The organism is Microbacterium sp. NPDC076768, from assembly GCF_040687205.1.
Taxonomy (GTDB): Bacteria; Actinomycetota; Actinomycetes; order Actinomycetales; family Microbacteriaceae; genus Microbacterium.
This window is the reverse complement of record NZ_JBFBMU010000001.1, coordinates 422,782-441,548: the sequence shown is the minus strand read 5'-3', so window position 1 is coordinate 441,548 and position 18,767 is coordinate 422,782. Positions and strand designations below refer to the sequence as shown.

The 18,767-nt window shown below is 62.7% G+C and carries 20 protein-coding genes and 1 tRNA gene; 15 read left to right on the top strand and 6 right to left on the bottom strand.

The genetic code is table 11. From position 1 onward, the window contains the following. Positions 1-29 precede the first annotated feature (29 nt). On the top strand, positions 30-1,190 hold the full coding sequence (locus tag AB0O87_RS02240; RefSeq protein WP_363511325.1) for an alanine--glyoxylate aminotransferase family protein: 1,161 nt from the start codon (positions 30-32) through the stop codon (positions 1,188-1,190). A 61-nt stretch (positions 1,191-1,251) separates the two neighbouring features. Next, the gene (locus AB0O87_RS02235) at positions 1,252-2,076 is read left to right on the top strand and encodes an IclR family transcriptional regulator (RefSeq protein WP_363511323.1); all 825 of its coding nucleotides are present in this window, start codon (positions 1,252-1,254) and stop codon (positions 2,074-2,076) included. 65 nt (positions 2,077-2,141) lie between these two features. Here AB0O87_RS02235 and AB0O87_RS02230 read toward each other — a convergent pair whose 3' ends face one another. After that, positions 2,142-2,753, bottom strand: coding sequence for a uracil-DNA glycosylase (locus AB0O87_RS02230; RefSeq protein ID WP_363511321.1), 612 nt, complete (start codon positions 2,751-2,753; stop codon positions 2,142-2,144). Between the two features lie 380 nt (positions 2,754-3,133). Continuing rightward, positions 3,134-3,207: transfer RNA gene (locus AB0O87_RS02225), tRNA-Gly, on the bottom strand. A 93-nt stretch (positions 3,208-3,300) separates the two neighbouring features. On the opposite strand from AB0O87_RS02225, the gene dcd reads away from it, so the two are divergent. Together dcd and AB0O87_RS02215 are read left to right on the top strand one after the other, a co-directional pair. After that, positions 3,301-3,906, top strand: a complete 606-nt coding sequence (gene dcd / locus AB0O87_RS02220; protein ID WP_363511319.1) for a dCTP deaminase — start codon at positions 3,301-3,303, stop codon at positions 3,904-3,906. A 1-nt stretch (position 3,907) separates the two neighbouring features. Beyond that, on the top strand, positions 3,908-4,378 hold the full coding sequence (locus AB0O87_RS02215) for a hypothetical protein (protein ID WP_363511317.1): 471 nt from the start codon (positions 3,908-3,910) through the stop codon (positions 4,376-4,378). Between the two features lie 143 nt (positions 4,379-4,521). Here AB0O87_RS02215 and AB0O87_RS02210 read toward each other — a convergent pair whose 3' ends face one another. Then, entirely contained in the window at positions 4,522-5,928 is a 1,407-nt protein-coding gene (locus AB0O87_RS02210; protein ID WP_363511315.1) for an MFS transporter, read from the bottom strand. A gap of 148 nt (positions 5,929-6,076) precedes the next feature. Next, positions 6,077-6,613: a DUF3253 domain-containing protein gene (locus AB0O87_RS02205; protein WP_363511313.1), complete on the bottom strand. Its 537-nt coding sequence runs from the start codon at positions 6,611-6,613 to the stop codon at positions 6,077-6,079. Between the two features lie 214 nt (positions 6,614-6,827). On the opposite strand from AB0O87_RS02205, the gene AB0O87_RS02200 reads away from it, so the two are divergent. Further along, entirely contained in the window at positions 6,828-7,289 is a 462-nt protein-coding gene (locus tag AB0O87_RS02200; RefSeq protein WP_363511311.1) for a DUF3817 domain-containing protein, read from the top strand. A 10-nt stretch (positions 7,290-7,299) separates the two neighbouring features. Here the strand turns inward: AB0O87_RS02200 and AB0O87_RS02195 are convergent, their stop codons facing one another. Beyond that, positions 7,300-7,926, bottom strand: a complete 627-nt coding sequence (locus tag AB0O87_RS02195) for a hypothetical protein (protein WP_363511309.1) — start codon at positions 7,924-7,926, stop codon at positions 7,300-7,302. 42 nt (positions 7,927-7,968) lie between these two features. Here AB0O87_RS02195 and AB0O87_RS02190 point away from each other — a divergent pair, with 42 nt between their 5' ends. Then, complete coding sequence (locus AB0O87_RS02190; RefSeq protein WP_363511307.1) at positions 7,969-8,718, top strand: phosphotransferase; 750 nt, start codon at positions 7,969-7,971, stop codon at positions 8,716-8,718. Positions 8,719-8,754: 36 nt separating this feature from the next. Here the strand turns inward: AB0O87_RS02190 and AB0O87_RS02185 are convergent, their stop codons facing one another. Next, a complete protein-coding gene (locus AB0O87_RS02185; RefSeq protein ID WP_363511305.1) occupies positions 8,755-9,555 on the bottom strand; it encodes a MerR family transcriptional regulator in 801 nt (266 codons plus the stop codon). A 212-nt stretch (positions 9,556-9,767) separates the two neighbouring features. Between AB0O87_RS02185 and dnaK the strand changes: the two genes are divergently transcribed. The 9 genes from dnaK to AB0O87_RS02140 all read left to right on the top strand — a co-directional run bounded on the left by dnaK (position 9,768) and on the right by AB0O87_RS02140 (position 18,718). Next, the gene (gene dnaK, locus AB0O87_RS02180) at positions 9,768-11,630 is read left to right on the top strand and encodes a molecular chaperone DnaK (RefSeq protein ID WP_363511303.1); all 1,863 of its coding nucleotides are present in this window, start codon (positions 9,768-9,770) and stop codon (positions 11,628-11,630) included. 2 nt (positions 11,631-11,632) lie between these two features. Beyond that, positions 11,633-12,310 (top strand): nucleotide exchange factor GrpE, encoded by a 678-nt coding sequence (locus tag AB0O87_RS02175; RefSeq protein ID WP_363511301.1) that lies wholly within the window; start codon positions 11,633-11,635, stop codon positions 12,308-12,310. Positions 12,311-12,317: 7 nt separating this feature from the next. Beyond that, complete coding sequence (locus tag AB0O87_RS02170; protein ID WP_363511299.1) at positions 12,318-13,307, top strand: DnaJ C-terminal domain-containing protein; 990 nt, start codon at positions 12,318-12,320, stop codon at positions 13,305-13,307. 95 nt (positions 13,308-13,402) lie between these two features. Further along, positions 13,403-13,816 (top strand): MerR family transcriptional regulator, encoded by a 414-nt coding sequence (locus AB0O87_RS02165; protein WP_363511297.1) that lies wholly within the window; start codon positions 13,403-13,405, stop codon positions 13,814-13,816. 52 nt (positions 13,817-13,868) lie between these two features. Beyond that, positions 13,869-14,531: a GntR family transcriptional regulator gene (locus AB0O87_RS02160; protein WP_363511295.1), complete on the top strand. Its 663-nt coding sequence runs from the start codon at positions 13,869-13,871 to the stop codon at positions 14,529-14,531. 97 nt (positions 14,532-14,628) lie between these two features. After that, the gene (locus AB0O87_RS02155) at positions 14,629-15,597 is read left to right on the top strand and encodes a tripartite tricarboxylate transporter substrate binding protein (protein ID WP_363511293.1); all 969 of its coding nucleotides are present in this window, start codon (positions 14,629-14,631) and stop codon (positions 15,595-15,597) included. A gap of 78 nt (positions 15,598-15,675) precedes the next feature. Then, positions 15,676-16,200, top strand: coding sequence for a tripartite tricarboxylate transporter TctB family protein (locus AB0O87_RS02150; RefSeq protein WP_363511291.1), 525 nt, complete (start codon positions 15,676-15,678; stop codon positions 16,198-16,200). Further along, the gene (locus tag AB0O87_RS02145; RefSeq protein ID WP_363511290.1) at positions 16,197-17,852 is read left to right on the top strand and encodes a tripartite tricarboxylate transporter permease; all 1,656 of its coding nucleotides are present in this window, start codon (positions 16,197-16,199) and stop codon (positions 17,850-17,852) included. Before AB0O87_RS02150 ends, AB0O87_RS02145 begins: the two co-directional genes overlap by 4 nt. Beyond that, positions 17,849-18,718, top strand: coding sequence for a dihydrodipicolinate synthase family protein (locus AB0O87_RS02140; protein WP_363511288.1), 870 nt, complete (start codon positions 17,849-17,851; stop codon positions 18,716-18,718). Before AB0O87_RS02145 ends, AB0O87_RS02140 begins: the two co-directional genes overlap by 4 nt. Positions 18,719-18,767: the final 49 nt, after the last annotated feature.

Genomic DNA, 18,767 nt, shown 5'->3' with positions numbered 1-18,767 from the left:
ACCGTTCCAACTCGAGAGGAATTCTTTTCATGGCACTCCCCGATTTCACACTCTCCGCGGGCCCCGTAACTGTCTCTCCGCGGACGCAAGCGGCGCTGGGGCGCCCGATTCTGTACCACTACGATCCTGAGTTCCAGGCGGGCTTTCGGCGCACGGAACAGAAGGTTGCCGAGGTCTTCCGGACCAAGAACGACATCATCCTTATGCAAGGTGAGGCCATCGTCGCGCTCGAAGGCGCGCTTCGTTCGCTCATCACGCCAGGGATGCACGTGTTGAACCTGGTGCAGGGTGTGTTCGGGAAGGGGACCGGCTACTGGGTGAGTGGCTTTGGGGCAGTGCTTCATGAAATCGAGGTCGGATATGACGATGCCGTCAACCCCGGCCGAGTGGAAGAGTACCTCGATGCGCACCCAGAGATCGAGATGGTCTGCCTTGTCGCCTCTGAGACTCCGTCTGGCACAGTGACCGATGTTGCAGCAATCGGGCCAATGTGTCGCGACCGCGGCATTTTGACCTACATCGACAGCGTGTCTGGTGTGTTGGGAATGCCGTGGGAAACAGACGCCTGGGGGTTGGATATCTGTGTATCTGGCGGGCAGAAGTGTCTGGGAGGACCCGCTGGCGTGGCTCTCGTCTCGGTCAGTTCGCGGGCGTGGGAAGCGATGTACGCCAACCCAGCAGCGCCACGCGACTCCTATCTTTCGCTCATCGACTGGAAAGAGAAGTGGCTCGGCGAGGGGCGCTTCCCCTACACCCCGTCAGTGAGCGACATGTACGGCCTCGAGTCCGCTCTTGACCAGGCACTGGAAGAAGGGGTCGACGCGGTCGTTGCTCGACACGAAGCTGCAGCCGAGGTCACTCGCGCAGGAGCGAAAGCAATGGGGCTCGAGTTCTGGGCAGTGCGCGAAGAGATTATGTCCGCGTGTGTCACCTCAATCCGGTTGCCCGATTCGGTTGATAACACGCGCGTTCGAGACCACGCGAGGGACGTGTATGGTGTGATGTTGTCGCACGGCCAAGGGGCAGGAAACCTTGTGCGTCTTTCGCATATGGGACCGACGGCCGGTGGGCTCCACTCCCTTATCGGACTGGCCGCGCTGGGACGGACTCTTGCCGATCTCGGAGTTGCTGTAGACATCGGAAACGGCGTAGATGCGGCGCTCGCCGTGTTGAGCGCGCGCCGGGTGTGACATGCGGAGATGATGAGCATCGACGAGTTCGGTGGGAGGGGTTGCGATGGGAGGGAACGCGATGGGGAAAGAGAAGCAAGAAAAAGCAGCGATCCAGACGGCTGTAGAGAAGTCTGGAGCGGCTGACGCGCATCCGCAGCGAACGAAAGGCGTCGATAGCGCGCGCCGTGCCTTGCAGATATTGCTGCAATTCACGGAGGCGACCCCGGAGCTGACACTGGAGAATCTGCTCGAGGATCACGATATTTCCGTGCCGAGCGCGTACCGGTACATTTCGCTGCTGCGAGAAATGGATCTCATCGAAGAGCGAGAGAAGGGACGCTTTGTGTTGTCCCCGCAGGTGATGCGCCTCGCCAGGGCGGCCGAGGCGACCTTCGACTATCGTGCTCAGGCCCAGCCGATCCTGAATGGGCTAGCCTCGGCTACCGGCGAGACCGCCCTGTACCTACGGCGCGTCAACGATTCGGCCGTGTGTCTCGCGATAGCCGAGTCAGATCACCCGATCTCAATCTCCTTCCAGCCTGGCCATCTCATGCCATTGCACAGTGGTGCTGCGGCAAAGTTGCTTCTCTCCTCGCTTCCGCAGGCAAAGCTCAACCAGTACCTGCAACGTGTGGGGCCCACACTGACCAAGCCAGTGCGTCAGCGGCTAGAGCAAGACCTCGACGACATCCGCTCGTCCGGCTATGCCGAAAGCGTGGGCGAAGTTGACCAGGGAGTGTGGGCGAGTGCTGCCGGCATTCGGTCAGACGGAGCCGTCATCGGAGCGATCACGGTGGTGGCGCCTGCGTACCGGCTCTCTGAGGAGCACCGGGTCGAGATCACCGAAGCGGTGCGCGCATCGGCGGCCGCGCTGGAATCATCACTCGCCGCACGGTTCGGGTGAGTGGGCACGCGGCCTGCTGATCTAGATGTGGAGGGGGTGACGGGTATCGGACCCGTCGACAAGCGTCACCACCAGCGAGGGTGAATGTCGATTCGGTCGCCATGGGCGTCAAGATACCAATGGGCAACCGTCGTCCCGCTGCGGTCGCGATCGATGGTGATCTCCGCAGCACCGGCTGGTGTCTGGCGCCAGTCATTCGTTGCACGGGTAAGTGCTGCAACGAGCTCGGCCCGCATGCCCTGTTGGTTCATCACCTGGTTGCCCGGGTACCAGGACTCGATCGTTCTCAGACTCATGCCAATTCCTGGCCGTCCGTGACGACGCCAAGCATTCTGAGCATGCCTTCCCAAGGGCACGACGGTGTGCAACTCAGGAAGCTGAACGATGAGGTCGCGGAGAAGCAATGAGTCAGCCGCGTGTTCCTGAGCCGTGGGTTTCGTTTGAGTCTGTCCGAGGTGCCAGGGGACGGTATTCCAGATGAGGACGCTGTCCACTAGCCCGGCATCCTTCCTGGCGTTCCACAGGTTCCGTGCTGTGGGATCCGCATTGTCGGATGAGATGAACCCCGATCCGGGTTTTATGTCGGGCGCATTCGTCAGCGGCCTGGGCGCTTCGAGCAGCAGCAGTACCCGCGCATCATTTCCCGCGTCCAAGGTCATTGGCGCGGTGAGATTCATGAGCTAATCGTAGGACGCATTCCGATCTGCCATTCACGGCTCAACCACGGTGCTGCGAGAGCCCATTTTTAGAGTTGCAGTAACTTAGAAGCACCAACATTCTGGCTACATCGTCCCGGGAGATGATGCGTCCCGTCTGCTCGCCCCACTGTGTTGTTCGCATCGTGAGCAACGCTGCAAATGCGCGAATCTGCTCTTCAAAATTGAGAATGAGGATTCAGTGCACTACGAACGACACGCTCAGGCCGACGCGCCTGCGGCCCAACAGTCGCTCAGAAAGCGCTCGCCCCTGCCGCACTGCTCATCGCAATTGCAACCACCATGCTCGTCGCCGCACGCCGACGCGCCTTCGTGGACTGATTGGTTGGCGAACCTATATGTGGAGGGGCTGACGGGAATCGAACCCGCGCTATCTGCTTGGGAAGCAGAAGTTCTGCCATTGAACTACAGCCCCGTACCTGCATCCGAGGAGCGGGCGAACGCCAGCTTACCCGGCGAAGTGACGATGGCCAAAGCGCGAGGCGTCTGCGACAACTAGGCTGGGGCCGTGCTTCTCAGCGACCACGACATCAAGGCAGAACTCGCATCCGGGCGCATTGGGCTCGAACCCCATGAGCAAGGGATGGTCCAACCGTCGAGTATCGACGTGCGTCTGGATCGGTACTTCCGGTTGTTCGACAACCATAAGTACCCGTTCATCGATCCGTCCGTCGATCAGCCGGAGCTCACGCGGCTGATCGAGGTCGACCCAGACGAGCCGTTCATCTTGCATCCAGGCGAATTCGCGTTGGGAGCGACGTTTGAACAAGTGACGCTCGCCGACGACATTGCCGCCCGGCTCGAGGGCAAGTCGTCGCTAGGCCGCCTCGGGCTCATCACCCACTCCACCGCAGGGTTCATTGACCCAGGATTCACCGGGCATGTGACGCTGGAACTCGCCAACGTTGCGACGCTTCCGATCAAGCTCTGGCCGGGGATGAAGATCGGTCAGCTGTGCTTCTTCCGACTCACCTCGCCGTCGGAGAACCCGTACGGCTCTGGGGCGTACGGTAATCGGTACCAGGGCCAGCGCGGACCGACTGCATCGCGGTCGTTCCAGAACTTCCATCGAACGGATGTCGGCACCACCGACGTCGGAGCAGTCGGAGGCTGACATGAGCGATTCACACGGCACGTCCCCGCAGGAACCAGAAGCACCAGAAGATGCAGCCGTTCCGGATGAGCCGGTGATTCCCTCTGCAGACGACGTCATCCCGCCGCCCCCTCCTGAGATCCCGATTCCCGAAGGTCTGCTTGCCCCGCCGCAATTAGCGGTGGCATCTGCGGACGACATCCTGCCTTCCGCCATCCCTGCAACACGGCGTGGTTCCGATCGCCCGCGGCCGACTCCGGCAATTCTGAACGGCACACCGCCTTCTGCGGTGGCGGAAGACTGGGCGCAACCCTCTGTTGCACCCGAGGTGCCGACCACAGGCGGCTACCGCGGTTTCAGTATCGTGATCTTCCTGTTTTTGTTTCTGCTCTTGGCTGCAGCCGTCGCCGTGTTGATCTACCTGATCAACACCACGAGTTTTTCCTTCGCCAGCGCCGAGAGTGACTACTTCGCACACCTGCTGATCGCCTAGCTCGTCGCCCGGCGTTCATAACTCAGGAACATTAGCCAGCAGCGTTCCAGCCGAGGGCGGTAGCGACCAAAACGCGACACATTTCCTGAGTTATGAACGGGGTGCCCGCGTGCCACCCGCCCCAATGAGTAGGTCTTCGGGCGTCAGCGCGGCGCCTTCACCGGGAGCAGCAGCAGGAAGCCGGCGATCAGAACGACGACGATCCCGAGAATCCCGTATGCGGTTTGGCTCGTCAGCACGATCAGGAGGGTCCACGCGCCTGCAGCCATCCAGCTCGCCGCGCGGCCGGTGGTGGCGTAGAGGCCGAAGATCTCGCCCTCCCGACCGGCGGGGGTGACCCTGGCAAGGAACGACCGGGCCGCTGCCTGCGCCGGACCAACGAAGGCACACAGCACGAGACCGCCGATCCAGAACACGATTGCACCGCCATCGCGCAGGAAGAAGACCGCGAGGCCAGCGACGATCATCGATCCGATGGAGGCGAGGATGATTCGCTTCGGCCCGAACCTGTCATCGAGGCGGCCGGCCGCGATCGTCGACACCCCGGCGATCAGGTTCGCGGCGATCCCGAAGATGATGATTTCTTGGCCTTCGAACCGGAAAACTGCCGTGCCGATGATCGCCCCAAAAGCGAATACGCCGCCTAGTCCGTCGCGGAACACCGCGCTCGCCAGCAAATACCAGAACGTGGGGCGCGTTTCTTCATTGCGGTAGAGCCCGGCGACGTCTTTCACCAGCAGCGGGTAAGACGCGAAAAATCCCACTTTGCGCTCAGGGCGTCCGAGCGACGGTTCCGGCACATTCAAGAAGATGGGGATGCTGAAGATAATGGCCCACACCGCGCAACCGACGGCGATCAGGCGGTATGCCAGGCCGTTGTCCGTCGACATGCCGAACCAGTCGAAGGTGTCGAGCACGACCACAATCACCAGTGCGACGATGCCCCCGAGGTATCCGAAACCCCATCCGAGCCCGGAAATGCGGCCGACAGTTTTCGGGTTTGCAATGCCGATAAGCATCGCGTTCGAGTTCACCGCGGCGATCTCTTGGAACACTGTCGCTGCGGAAATCAGTGCAACGCCCAGCCAGAATAGGCTCGGCGTTGGTGTGACGAACCACAGGCCGAGCATGCAGATAACCAGGGCGCCGGTTCCAATCCCGAGCCACAGCTTCTGGCGGCCGGCCGCGTCTGCGCGCTGACCAAGCACGGGAGCGAGGAGCAGAATGCCGAACGCGGCGATCGTGGATCCCAGCCCCAGACCCGAAGCGAGGTTCGCCTCGGCGGCGAGACGCACGGGGTCGTTTTCGCTCAGCGCCGCAATATCTGCAGGGAGGAAGGATTCGCCGACGAGGTACAGCGCGGTGAAGACGAACGTCAGGATGACGGTGTTGAACGGCTGCGTCGCCCAGTCCCACAACGCCCAGGAGTAGACCTGTTTTTTGGGTGCAGGCGTGTCGCCGCGAAGGTCGAGACCGACCACAGCCACGGCGCCGGTGGTGGCAGTCGCGACGGGTTCGGGGCTCCGCGGGCGACGTTCGGATTCGCTCATGCTGGCAGTCTGACCGTCCGTGGTGAACGGCGGGTGACGCCGCGCCGCACCCCCCCACCCCTCACCTCTCACCCCCGAGCCAAACTGTTCCCGTCGCAATATCTGTCGCTTGCGAGGCTCTCCAGCGACAGAAAACGCGACGGGAGATTCAGAGGGCGGGGCCGCGGCGGATGCGTATGGGGCCGCTGGTCTCGTCGATCTGCACGCGCTCGCCCTTCTGGGTCACGACGACTTCATTTTTCACCGCGAGCTCGGCGGCAACGCGGCGCACATCTGACATGTGCGTGCGCCAGTTCGCGCCGCCCACGATCCGAGCAACGTCACTCGGACATATCGACGTGTCTGAACGCTTGCGCGTGAGTGCCCGGATTGCAGCGGTGATGCGCTCATCCAGAGCGTCACCCTCGGCGTCCTCCCACCATGGAGCTCCTCGCTCGCCTAACGCATGTTTTGCATCACTTACTCGGTGTCGTGCATCGGGTTCTGACGCCTTGACCGCTCGTCGCGCCGCCATCAGCTCATCGACCAGCTCTTGACGCAGCGCATCGGGAATCGACGGATCGGTTGCGCGCCAGCGTCGGCCGTTCACGATGATGTGATGGCCGTCTTCGGTGCGCTCTGGCCCCTTGTCTTCGTCGCGTCTAGCCGTTTCGCCTTTCCCCATGCCGACACTCTTCCTCTTCATCCGTACTTTCTCCCACCCCCTTGACGCCCCTTGTCGCGCGCTCCTCGTTCGCTCCCGTCGCACTATCTGTCGCTCCCACGCGGATTTGGCGACAGAAAGTGCGACGGGAGCAAACGGAGTGGAGAGTGGGGGGAGAGTGGGGAGAGGGGGAGAGGGGGAGAGTGGGGAGTGGGGAGTGGGAGATACGGTGGAGGTACCCCACCCGAGGAGTGCCGTGTTTCGTAGCCCCGCCCGCTTGTTCCGAGTTCTTGCCATTGCGGAGGCGATCACCTGGACCATCCTGATCTCCGCGCTCATCGCAAGGGCGATGGGAGTGTCCGGCATCGTCGTCACGGTTGGCGGTGGCATCCACGGGTTCATCTTCTTGACATACGCGGCGACGGCGATCCTGGTTGCGCTCAATCAGCGGTGGCACATCGGCGCCGGCGCGCTCGCCGTCGTCAGCGCAGTCGTTCCATACGCGACGATCCCGACCGAGATTTGGTTGCACCGCAGCGGCAGGCTGAACGGATCGTGGCGGCTCGAAGAATCCGATGACCGGCGCGACCGTCGCTGGTATGACCGGCTAATGCGGTGGTTCCTCAAACGCCCGTGGGTGCTGGCCGTGCTGATCGCCGTCGCGATCGTCGCGCTCTACGTGATTCTGCTGATGGTCGGCCCTCCCGGCGGTAAGTGACCGCTCGGGATCACTCTGTGACGATGATCGTGTTCTTCTCGTTGACCACGTCCATGGTCGCCGCAGCGTCCGCACCATTGCAATCGACGATCACGTACAATACCGCTTCCATCTGCGTAAACGCCCGCACGGCGATCATCCAGGAGCGGTCTCCTTCTGCCCCTGTCACCTGACGATTCTCGACTCCTCCTGCACCGCCGACGAGAGTGCTGAATTCGCCGGTCGTGGCAAGCGGTGTGATCTCCTCGGCCGATGACTGCACCATCAGGGCAAGCATCTCGTCAGATGACGCGCTGTCGTCGCCATCGACCATCGGGGCATCACTGATGTTCCCCTGCCAGAACTCCGCAGTGCATGCGCCATCGAGCGTGCCGTATGTCCAACCCCCGTTGCCGTCGTCGGGGGAGACCGTTTGCCAGTTCTCGTCGGTCATGAACCCGTCACCCCATTCGACAAAAGCGGTGGGGGAGAGTCCTGCTCCTTCGGCAAAAGTGAGGGTCTCACTCGCTGAGGGCGATGCTGCTGAGGGCGATGCTGCGGGAACCTGTGTCGAAAAGCACCCGACGAGTGGCAACGCGATGACGGTCACGATGGCCGCAGCGGCCAGACGCGAGAAACGGGGGGCTGTGCGGCTCATGCCGGTCAGCCTAGCTGGGGCCACTCGCGCTAACCTCAGGCTGTGGATAATGAGGCGCTGGCCGGTGGAAACACGAGCGGTGTCGTCTCTCGCGTCGGGAACTCGGTGCGCAAAAAGTGGACGGATTCGACGGCGAGTGTCACCGACTTCGTGGGTTTTCTGCGTGGTCGAGGCGTCGATGCGCCAGAGCGTCGAGGGCGTGACGCGCAGGGGCGGCAGATCATTGAGTTCGTTCCTGGCTCCCTCGCCATGACCCGGACTCCGCTGGCACCAGCGGAGTTGCGAAAAGTTGGCATCATGATCCGCGAGATCCATGATGCCGCTGCGTCGTACGCACCTGCCGCAGCTGCAGTGTGGGAGACGGCGATCCCCGCACCGTCCGGCGAACTCGTTTGCCACAACGACCTAGCGCCCTGGAACCTCATCATCGGTGAACGCTGGGCTTTCATTGATTGGGATGCAGCCGCGCCAAGCACCCGTCTCTGGGACCTTGCCTACGCGGCCCAAGCCTTCACGCTCAGTGACACGGAGCGCGCTCCAGAGGCGGCCGCTGCTGACCTGGCGGTATTCGTCGACGGGTATGACGCTGATCAGGCGATGCGTGAGAGCCTGCCGCGCGCCATGCAAGAGCGGACAGCGGCGATGCTGGCGCTGCTCGAAACGGCTCGGGCGACGGGAGAGGAACCGTGGGCATCGATGTGCGTGAACGGACATGGCGCCCACTGGAAAGCGGCCTTGCAGTACGTGAGCGTGCACCAGGCGGTGTGGTCCCGCGCCCTTCTCGCCGATTGACGAAGGAGGAGCGCGGGCTCACACCTGCAGTATCTCTCAGAGCGGCGCGACGGGCTGCTGCAGTTCAGTGACCCAGTCGGACTGATCTTCTGTTTCTGCGCGGACGTAGAGTTCGCGGCACGCTCCGGCAGGTGCCAACCCGCGCCCGATGATCTCGGCGTGTACCGCCTGCCAACTCTCAGAGATGTGCTCCATAGAGCCAAGATGGATGCCACAGACTGCTGTTTCTGTCGCCGGCAACTCGACGATCTCGAAGCCGTCTCTTGGCGCCCCACTGTAGGCGTATCCGACGACGACTTGCAGTCCATCGTCGAGCATTTCGTACTGCGCGATCGGGGTGGCAAGCGAGGAGTCAGCGCCGATGATCTCGGCGACGGCATCGAAGGAGGGGCCCACAAAGTCAGCGACCGCCGACTGGTCAGCGACGATCGTGCGGAGGGCGGCGAGGCGAACGGCGGGAAGAGGCTTTTCTACAGTTTCGATCTGGGACAGCTGCTTCTCTTTCTCGATGAGGTGGAGGCGCCGTTCGACGTCGACGAGCCTTCCAGCGGCAACCCGATGCTCCCGTTCGACTTCTGCGCGGCGGATTCGGAGCAACGAGGCGATGCGCTCTGCGTCGACACCGCGATCGAGAATCGACGAGATGTCGTCGAGCCCGAATCCCAGCTGGCGCAGGGCGACGATCCGGTGCACGCGATCCAGCTGCGACGGGTCGTAGGAGCGGTAGCCGCTGAACTCGTCCACGTGGGCGGGCACGAGCAGTCCAGCCGTGTCCCAGTGCCGGAGCATCCTGTGGGTCACTTGGCCGATCTGCGCGAACGCTCCGATGGACAACATGCCTCAGTTCTCCCGTCTGCCACTGTGTCAGGGTCAAGTGCCCCGCTCAGATCCTTGTGTGCAGTGGGAAGAAAACCAAACTTGAGTCGTGTCGTATCAACTCCATTTGACACCTCTGAGTCGGCTCGTTACAGTTGAGTCATAGCGACTCAGGTTTAACTGAGCGCCGCAGATTTCCTCACCACACGAACTTCCAACAAAGGAGAAAACACATGGCACGTGCTGTCGGTATCGACCTCGGAACCACCAACTCCGTCGTCAGCGTCCTCGAGGGTGGCGAGCCCAAGGTCATCGCCAACGCAGAGGGCTTCCGCACGACCCCTTCGGTCGTGGCTTACACGAAAGACGGGGAGGTGCTCGTCGGTGAGACCGCGAAGCGCCAGGCCGTCACCAACGTCGACCGGACGATTGCTTCCGTCAAGCGCCACATGGGCACCGCGTGGAACTTTGACGTCGATGGCAAGAAGTGGACGCCGCAGGAAATTTCCGCACGCATCCTCATGAAGCTCAAGCGCGACGCAGAGTCGTACCTGGGCGACACGGTGACCGACGCGGTCATCACCGTTCCCGCGTACTTCAACGACGCTGAGCGTCAGGCAACGAAGGAAGCTGGCGAGATCGCAGGCCTCAACGTCCTTCGCATCATCAACGAGCCGACCGCTGCAGCTCTTGCATACGGCCTGGACCGTGGCAAGGAAGATGAGCTCATCCTGGTCTTCGACCTCGGTGGCGGAACGTTCGACGTTTCTCTGCTCGAGGTGGGCAAGGACGATGACTTCTCCACCATTCAGGTGCGCTCGACCGCCGGTGACAACCGTCTCGGTGGTGACGACTGGGACCAGCGTCTCGTTGACTACCTGATGAAGCAGTTCAAGGAGACGACCGGCGTCGACGTCTCTGCAGACAAGATCGCTCTGCAGCGTCTGAAAGAGGCGGCTGAGCAGGCGAAGAAGGAGCTCTCCTCCTCGACCTCGACTTCGATCAACCTGCCGTACCTGTCGCTGACCGAGTCTGGCCCGGTTTCGCTTTCGGAGACCGTCACCCGCGCAAAGTTCGAAGACCTCACGAAGGATCTTCTCGACCGCACCAAGAAGCCATTCGAGGATGTCATCCGCGAAGCCGGCATCAAGGTGTCCGAGATCGATCACATCGTGCTCGTCGGTGGTTCGACGCGTATGCCCGCTGTTGCTGAGCTCGTCAAGCGCGAGACCGGCAAGGAAGCGAACAAGGGCGTCAACCCCGATGAGGTTGTTGCCGTCGGTGCCGCCCTTCAGGCCGGTGTCTTGAAGGGTGAGCGCAAGGACGTGCTGCTCATCGATGTCACCCCGCTCAGCCTCGGTATCGAGACGAAGGGTGGCATGATGACCAAGCTCATCGAGCGCAACACGGCCATCCCGACCAAGCGCAGCGAGACCTTCACCACGGCAGACGACAACCAGCCGTCTGTCGCGATCCAGGTGTTCCAGGGTGAGCGTGACTTCACGCGCGACAACAAGCCGCTCGGTACGTTCGAGCTCACCGGCATCGCCCCGGCACCTCGTGGCATCCCGCAGATCGAGGTCACCTTCGACATCGACGCCAACGGCATCGTGCACGTGTCCGCGAAGGACAAGGGCACCGGTACCGAGAAGTCGATCGTCATCTCCGGTGGCTCTTCGCTTTCGAAGGAAGACATCGAGCGCATGGTGCGCGAGGCCGAGGAAAACGCTGCAGAAGACAAGCAGCGTCGAGAGGCGGCAGAGACTCGCAACCAGGCGGAGACGCTCGCGTACTCGATCGACAAGATGATCTCCGAGAACGACGACAAGCTGCCAGAAGACGTGAAGACCGAGGTCAAGGCCGACGTCGACGCGTTGAAGACGGCGCTGGCTGGCGAAGACGACGAGGCCGTAAAGACCGCGTTCGACAAGCTCAACCAGTCGCAGTCCAAGCTCGGCGAAGCTATCTACGCCTCCTCGCAGGCAGAAGCTGCGTCGGAAGCTCCGGCTGACGGCGAGGCTCCGGCTGATGACACCTCCTCTGACGAGGACGTCATCGACGCCGAGGTCGTCGACGAAGAGGACGAGAAGAAGTAATCATGACGGACAAGAACTTCGACGAGAACCAGTTTCCTGAGTCCGCCGAAGGTCGCAGTGAGGGGTCGGATGCTCAGGCATCCGGCCCCGCGCCGCACCACCAGGACTCCACCGAGGCAGCCGCTTCCGAGGGCTCGGACGAGACTCCCCTCGACGCTGCGGAAGAAGTGTCGAGTGATGAGGCTGACGCTCTCACCATCGACGACATTCTCGGTGCTACCCAGACCGGAGAGGCTGCAGCAGAAGATGCTGTACTCGCCGACCTGGAGACCACGTTGCTAAACGACCTCAAGCGGTTGCAGGCTGAGTACGCCAACTACCGCCGCCGCACAGAAGAGCAGCGTCAGGTAGAGATCGAACGGGCAAAGGGTGAGGCCGCAAAGGGTCTTGTCCCCGTGCTCGACGACCTTGATCGCGCTGCTCAGCATGGCGACCTTGTCGATGGCACTCCGTTTGCGGTCATCGCCGACAAGGTTCGTACAGTGGTCGAGCGCCTCGGCGTGGTCGCATACGGCGAAAAGGGCGACGAGTTTGACCCGCAGCGCCACGAGGCCATCTTCCAGCAGCCCACTCCTGGGGCCGAGAAGACCACGATCCTTGAGGTTGTTGAGGTGGGGTACCGTCTCGGCGACGTCGAGTTGCGCCCCGCGAAGGTCGTCGTCGCAGTACCTGCAGAGTAGGTGATCGATGGCCAGCCAAGATTGGTTCGATAAGGACTTCTACAAGACTCTCGGGGTCTCGAAGGACGTCAGTGATGCGGATCTAAAAAAGACGTATCGCAAGCTTGCGCGGAAGTACCACCCCGACTCCAATCAGGGTGATGCCAAAGCAGAGGCGATGTTCAAAGAGGTCAGCGAGGCATACTCCGTCCTCTCCGACGCGGAACAGCGCAAAGAGTACGACGAGATTCGTGCGATGGGCTCCGGTGCCCGCTTCACAGCAAGTGGTGCGGGGGCCGGCGGCTTCGAAGACGTCTTCAGTCGGTTCGGACAGCAGGGAAGAGGTCAACAGCAGTCCGCGGACTTCGAAGACATCTTCGCGATGTTCAACCAGGGACAGGGCGGCGGCTTCGGAAACGGTCGCTTCGGGCAGACGAGCGGCGGATATCGCGGCTTCGGTGGTCCGCAGCGCGGTGCCGATGTGACAGCTCGCACCACGCTGGACTTCATCACCGCTGTGCAGGGGGAGACGATTTCTCTGCAGGGGGATGACGGTAGGCCGTTCAAGGTGAAGATTCCTGCCGGCGTCGCTGATGGCCAGAAGATTCGGTTGCGTGGCCGCGGTCGACCCTCGCCAGACGGCGGGGAGAGCGGTGACGTCGTGGTGCAGATCGCAGTGCGACCGCACCCGGTCTTCACCCGCGATGGTCTCAACCTGCGGCTCGTGGTTCCGGTCACCTTTACGGAGGCGACGCTCGGCGCGACCATCGAGGTGCCCACTTTGGGTGGCGACGTGGTCAAGCTTCGTGTGGCCCCCGGCACACCCTCCGGCCGAGTGTTGCGCGTGAAGGGTCGTGGTGTGACGACTTCGAAGGGCACGGGCGATCTGCTCGCCGAGCTTCAGGTCGCTGTGCCGACGCACCTCGACGACGCAGCGCGTGAAGCGTTGGAGAAGTTTCAAAAGCTTGAGCCCACCGAGAATCCGCGCGCGGAACTCATGGCGAAAGCCCGGCGATGACCACCGCCACCGCCGAGACAGGCCGTTCTACACAGAACGTGCCTGTTTCGGCGGTTCTGCCTGTGCGCGATTGAGCGAAAGGAGACACGCCTGTGATGAACGCTGACACCCCGCTGTTCGCGATCGCGGCAGCGGCAGAGCTCTCCGGTCTGCACCCACAAACTTTGCGGCAATATGACCGGATCGGACTGGTGGTCCCAGGGCGCACCTCCGGGGGTTCTCGCCGCTACTCCACTCGAAACATCGAGCAGTTGCGCGAAGTGGCGCAACTCTCGTCCGAAGGTGTGAGCCTCCCCGCAATCGCTCGCCTTCTTGATCTGGAGGATGAGAACCGCCTGCTACGCACTCGTATCACCGCGCTAGAGCACGCGCTGCGCACGGAGCGCGAAAACCGTCCAGGCGTGCGGGTGTTCGCCGTCGGCTCTACCGGTGTCGTGCCTGTTCCTACTGGCCGCCGCATTCGTCGCTCGACGGAGGTCGTGCGCTGGAATCCGCGCGGAGGCGTGTAGCGAAAGAGTGCGTATCGGTGTGTATCCTGTCAACAGTTAACAGGAGGTCGCCATGACGCAGTCCGTGAAGCGCGGAGAGTCTCTCGGCGCGCAGGTGGCCCAGGTGCTGCGAAAGCGCATCGTGCGTGGTGAGCTCGCGCGCGGGGCCCGCATCACCGAAGAGGCGCTCGCCGAAGAGTTCTCGGTCAGCCGTGGGCCCATTCGCGACGCTCTCACCCAGCTCAGCTTTGAGAAGCTCGTTGAGGTGCAGCGCCCTCGGGGCGTTTACATTGTCGGGCTCACGCCAGACGACGTCGAGCAGCTTTACAGTCTGCGCGGCGCACTAGAGCAGCTTGCGCTGGCTCAGGCTATGCGTGTCGAAGACGAGTCGCGCTGGGCGGCGATGGCGGCCACCGTCGACAGGATGGCCAGTGCAGCCGACGCCGGTGATCACGCCGCGTTTGTGGCTGCCGACCTTGAGTTTCACTCGCAGATTTACGCGCTCGCCGACCACCCGAGGCTGGAGGGGGCGTGGAGCCAGTATCTGCCCACCTTTGCGGCGTTGTTGGAAGTCACCATCAACCATGACAACGATCTGCATGAGTCATCCGACGACCACGTAACGCTGATGAAAGTGATGCGCACCGGCACTCCTGAGCAAGCGTCTGCTGTGCTGACGGCGCACCTCGACGGTGCACGCGACCGGATGCTCAGCGAAATTTCCACGCGCTCCTAACCATGACGGCTTCAACGGGAAACTGTTGACTGTTAACAGTCAACAGTGTTAGCCTCGGGGAGTCGACAACAAGGTCGACCCATTTAGAGGAGCAAAGATGCCCCGCAAGCGCATCACCCGGGCGGCTGCCGCAATCGCCGCGCTCGCCGCTGCCACTCTCGTCGTCTCGGCCTGCACCAAGGTAGAAGAGACCGAAGAGACCGAGTCTTCCTTCCCTGAGAGCGACATTCGCCTGATCATCCAGGCAAACCCCGGCGGAGGCTCTGACCTTTCGTCGCGTGCGCTCGCCACCGAGCTGGAGAAGATCCTCGGCGTCAGCGTCATCCCCGAAAACATGCCGGGCGCTTCAGGCGCGCTCGCGATGGAGTACGTCGGTTCGCAGGACCCCGATGGCTACGTCATCGGATTCGCACCCGTCGAGATCGCGATGCTGAACACCACGCAGAACGCGGACGTCCTCCCGGAGGACTTCGACCTCCTCGGCCAGATCATGCTCGCCCCCGGCGTCATCACGGTCGGCGCGGACAGCGGCATCGAGTCGCTCGAAGACCTCGTCGCTCAGGCAGAGACGGGTGCCGTCACGGTCGCCAACTCCGGCGCTGGCTCCATCTGGGAGGCTGCGACCCTCGGGCTCGGCGACGCGACCGGCGCAGAGTTCACCCCGGTTCCGTACGACGGTGGCGCCACTGCCGTCTCCGCCGCAGCATCCGGTGAGACCGTTGCCGCAGTTTCCGGCCTCGGTGAAGCGCTGGCTCAGGGCGATGCTGTGCGAATTCTTGCCGTCATGAACGACGAGCGTCACCCCGACGCTGAAGACGTCCCCACTGTCGAAGAGGCCATCGGTGACGACATCGTCTTCGGTGGATGGGGCGGCATCTACGCTCCCCAGGGCCTGCCGGACGACGTGAAGGAAACGCTCGAAGCTGCTGTCAAGGAAGCTGTGGAGTCTGACTCCTACCAGCAGTTCCAGGCCGACGCTGGCAACCTTGTCGTGTACCGCGACTCTGCCGAGTGGACCTCGTACGTTGACGAGCAGTTCACGCTGTTCCAGGAACTCCTGGGCTAAGTAGCAGGCGGGACCGGTGCAGCTGCCGGTCCCGCCTCTTCCTTTTCTGCACAAAGTACGGGTCACGCAAGGAGCGATATGTCCCCCTCAGATGCCCAAGCGGCCGAGTATCAGGGTGCGCCCGCATCCCGACCGCTGGAGATTGCATTCGGCGTCGTGGCTCTCGCCTTCACCTCGGGGTACCTCTTTCTTGCCACGCAGGTTCCGCTGCGACGTGAAGCGGTCGCAGGGCAAATCGACGCGCGGTTCTGGCCGACGCTCATCGGAGTGACCGGAGTTGTGGTTGCCCTTGTCGTGCTTGCTGTGGCGATCACGCGTCCAGCGCCCAGTCGAGAAGACCTCGAGCGCATCCAGCCAGGCGGTGTCACGCGGGTCGTCTTCACAATCGTGATCACCGGCATCTTCATCGCGCTCTGGTCGCTCGGCTCGGTCATCGTCTTCGGCTACCGCGTAGAGATGTTCCCCATCGCGGCTGCTGTGCTCATGGCAGCCCTCATGCTTTTGTACGGCCACCGTCGCTGGCTGAGCTTGGTCATCTACTCCGCCTCGATCACGGCGTTCGTCTACGTCGTGTTCGGAATGCTCTTGAGGATCCCCCTGTGAACGCGCTCATGGAGGGGCTGAACTCGCTCCTCGACATCTCGATCCTGCTCTACATGCTCGTCGGGCTTCTGCTCGGCTTCATGGTTGGAGCGTTCCCCGGCATCACCGCCACAATGGCCGTGGCGCTCGCCGCCGGCTTCACGCTGACGCTTGAGCCGGTGCAGGGACTCGCCGTTCTGCTGACGATCTACGTCGCCGCGAACTTCGGTGACCGGGTGCCGTCGATTCTGATCAACACCCCGGGTACTCCTGCCTCGATTGCCACCACACTCGACGGTTATCCGATGGCGAAGCAGGGCAGGGCAGGGTTGGCCCTCACCATCTCGGCCATCGTCTCCGCGATCGGCATCCTCGCCTCACTCGTGCTGTTCTCGATTGCTGCCGTGCCCATCGCCAGCTTTGCGCGTGACTACTTCAAATCCCCAGAGCTTTTCGCGCTGGTGGTCTTTGGTATCGCGATCATGATCGGCATCTCGTCGAAGTCGATGCTCAAAGGCATCCTCGCTGGCCTCTTCGGTCTGATGCTGGGCACCGTAGGCACCTACGCTGCCACGGCAGACCAGCGCTTCACCTTCGGGGTTCTCGAACTCGTCGAAGGCGTGAACTTCATCGCCGTGATCATTGGCCTCTTCGGTATCGCCGAGCTCTTCGATCAGTTGCTCACCTACCGCAAGTCTGCCGTTCGCCCCATTTCTAGTCTCGGACGCTGGCTCCCTAACCGTGCTGAGCTGAAGCAGAGCGGCCGCGCAACAGCGGTCGGTGGCGCGGTCGGTCTCGGTGTGGGCCTCATTCCTGCGGCAGGTGGCGACATCGCCGGCCTCATCGGGTGGGAGCGTGCGCGGAAGGTCTCCAAGCATCCGGAGATGTTCGGCAAAGGATCCATCGAAGGTGTCGCAGCCTCCGACTCTGCCTCCAGCGCGACGCTCGGCGGCTCGCTGACGACCACGATGGCGCTCGGTATCCCCGGCGACTCTGTGATGGCCGTGATGATCGGCTCGATGATCATCTGGGGCATCACTCCAGGGCCCACCCTGTTCACGAACCGTCCAGACCTGGTCGTCTCCATCGTCGGCATCATGCTGGTCGCGACGATTCTGTCGCTCGTGCTGAGCCTGGTGCGCATGAAGGGCATGGTCAAGCTCCTCGATGTGCCGCAGCCATACCTCTGGACCGGCATCCTGATCTTCTGCATCATCGGTACGTACGCCACCTCCAACAGCCTCTCGACTGTGGTGACCATGCTGATCTTCGGCGTCGTGGGCGTGATGCTCAAGCGCATGCAGGTGCCAGCTGGCCCGGTCGTGCTGGGTCTTCTTCTCGGACCCCTCGCCGAAGAGAACCTCGCCCGCACCCTGGCTATCCTCCCCACACGTCCGTTCTTTGAGGTCGTCAGCCCGATCGCGATCATCCTCCTCGCGCTCGCCGTGCTTTCGATCGTGATGCCAGCGATTCGCGCCGCCCGCAAGCCGCGCGCCGCGCGTGCATCGCTCGAAGATTCGATTCTGCACACCGAGAGCATCGTGCAGATCGAGAAGGCGCACGACGAGCTCGCCGCGCAGCCTGATCTGTTGACCTCCACTGTCCGCAATGTCGACGCGCCTTCGCGTCGCACCCGCAAGTCCCGCAAGAACTCCAAGGAGACCGAGAAGTGACCCGCTACGACATCTTGACCGCCGTACCCACCGCGTTCCACCGCGATGGTTCCCTCGACATCGAGGGGTCGCGCGCGATCTTCCGATTCGTCGCCGAATCGGGCAACGAGGGTGCCTTCGTGCTGGGCACGACGGGGGAGTTCCCCGCGGTCGACGCGAGCGAATTCACCGTCATCGTCGAGGCTGCCCTTGCCGAGTTGAAGGACCGGATGCGCGTTGTCGTGCACGTTGGTCAGCCGAGCGCTTTCGAAGCAGTGCGTCTAACACGCATCGCTCGCGAGTTGGGGGCAACCGAGTTCGCAGCCCTCACGCCGTACTACCTGCCGGCCACCGACGACTCGATCTTCGACTACTACCGCGCCGTTTCTGACGCGGTCGGCGATGGTCGCCTCTACGTCTACATTTACCCCGCGCGCAGTGGCAACCCGGTCTCGCCGGAGCTGCTCGTGCGCCTGGCTGAGCTGCCCAACATCGTCGGGGCAAAGATCAGCGAGCTGTCGCTTGAAGAAATTGCGGCTTATCGCGCCGTGGTTCCTGCGGACTTCGATCTCTACACCGGCGCTGACCGTGACTTGATCGCGGCCGTCGAGGTAGGCGCGCAGGGCGTGGTTTCCGGCGTCTCTTCGGTGACGCCCAAGCCGTTCCGCGCGCTCGCTGACGCGGGGCGCTCTGGCGACGCCGCGGCGATTGCCACGGCTCAGGAAGCGGTAGATGCCGTTGTCTCGCTCATTGGTGGCGACATGGCTCGGATGAAAGAGGCGTACCGCGTGCTGGATGTCGTTGACACTCACTGCCGCATGGCCATTGCGGAGCCCACCGACGCGCAGCGCACAGCCGTCGCTGAAGTGGTGGCCGCACACCGTTGAGTAAGCGTGGGCAGGCCGCGAACGAGCGGCCTGCGCACGATACGGTTGC

Excerpts from the sequence above, each read along its gene's own strand:
- AB0O87_RS02240 (WP_363511325.1), top strand. The coding sequence starts at position 30 with ATGGCACTCCCCGATTTCACACTCTCCGCGGGCCCCGTAACTGTCTCT.
- AB0O87_RS02210 (WP_363511315.1), bottom strand. The coding sequence starts at position 5,928 with ATGAGCGAATCCGAACGTCGCCCGCGGAGCCCCGAACCCGTCGCGACT.
- AB0O87_RS02160 (WP_363511295.1), top strand. The coding sequence starts at position 13,869 with ATGACGCAGTCCGTGAAGCGCGGAGAGTCTCTCGGCGCGCAGGTGGCC.
- AB0O87_RS02205 (WP_363511313.1), bottom strand. The coding sequence starts at position 6,613 with ATGAAGAGGAAGAGTGTCGGCATGGGGAAAGGCGAAACGGCTAGACGC.
- dnaK (WP_363511303.1), top strand. The coding sequence starts at position 9,768 with ATGGCACGTGCTGTCGGTATCGACCTCGGAACCACCAACTCCGTCGTC.
- AB0O87_RS02235 (WP_363511323.1), top strand. The coding sequence starts at position 1,252 with ATGGGGAAAGAGAAGCAAGAAAAAGCAGCGATCCAGACGGCTGTAGAG.
- AB0O87_RS02215 (WP_363511317.1), top strand. The coding sequence starts at position 3,908 with ATGAGCGATTCACACGGCACGTCCCCGCAGGAACCAGAAGCACCAGAA.
- AB0O87_RS02150 (WP_363511291.1), top strand. The coding sequence starts at position 15,676 with ATGTCCCCCTCAGATGCCCAAGCGGCCGAGTATCAGGGTGCGCCCGCA.
- AB0O87_RS02195 (WP_363511309.1), bottom strand. The coding sequence starts at position 7,926 with ATGAGCCGCACAGCCCCCCGTTTCTCGCGTCTGGCCGCTGCGGCCATC.
- AB0O87_RS02155 (WP_363511293.1), top strand. The coding sequence starts at position 14,629 with ATGCCCCGCAAGCGCATCACCCGGGCGGCTGCCGCAATCGCCGCGCTC.
- AB0O87_RS02165 (WP_363511297.1), top strand. The coding sequence starts at position 13,403 with ATGAACGCTGACACCCCGCTGTTCGCGATCGCGGCAGCGGCAGAGCTC.
- AB0O87_RS02170 (WP_363511299.1), top strand. The coding sequence starts at position 12,318 with ATGGCCAGCCAAGATTGGTTCGATAAGGACTTCTACAAGACTCTCGGG.
- AB0O87_RS02230 (WP_363511321.1), bottom strand. The coding sequence starts at position 2,753 with ATGAATCTCACCGCGCCAATGACCTTGGACGCGGGAAATGATGCGCGG.
- AB0O87_RS02175 (WP_363511301.1), top strand. The coding sequence starts at position 11,633 with ATGACGGACAAGAACTTCGACGAGAACCAGTTTCCTGAGTCCGCCGAA.
- AB0O87_RS02185 (WP_363511305.1), bottom strand. The coding sequence starts at position 9,555 with ATGTTGTCCATCGGAGCGTTCGCGCAGATCGGCCAAGTGACCCACAGG.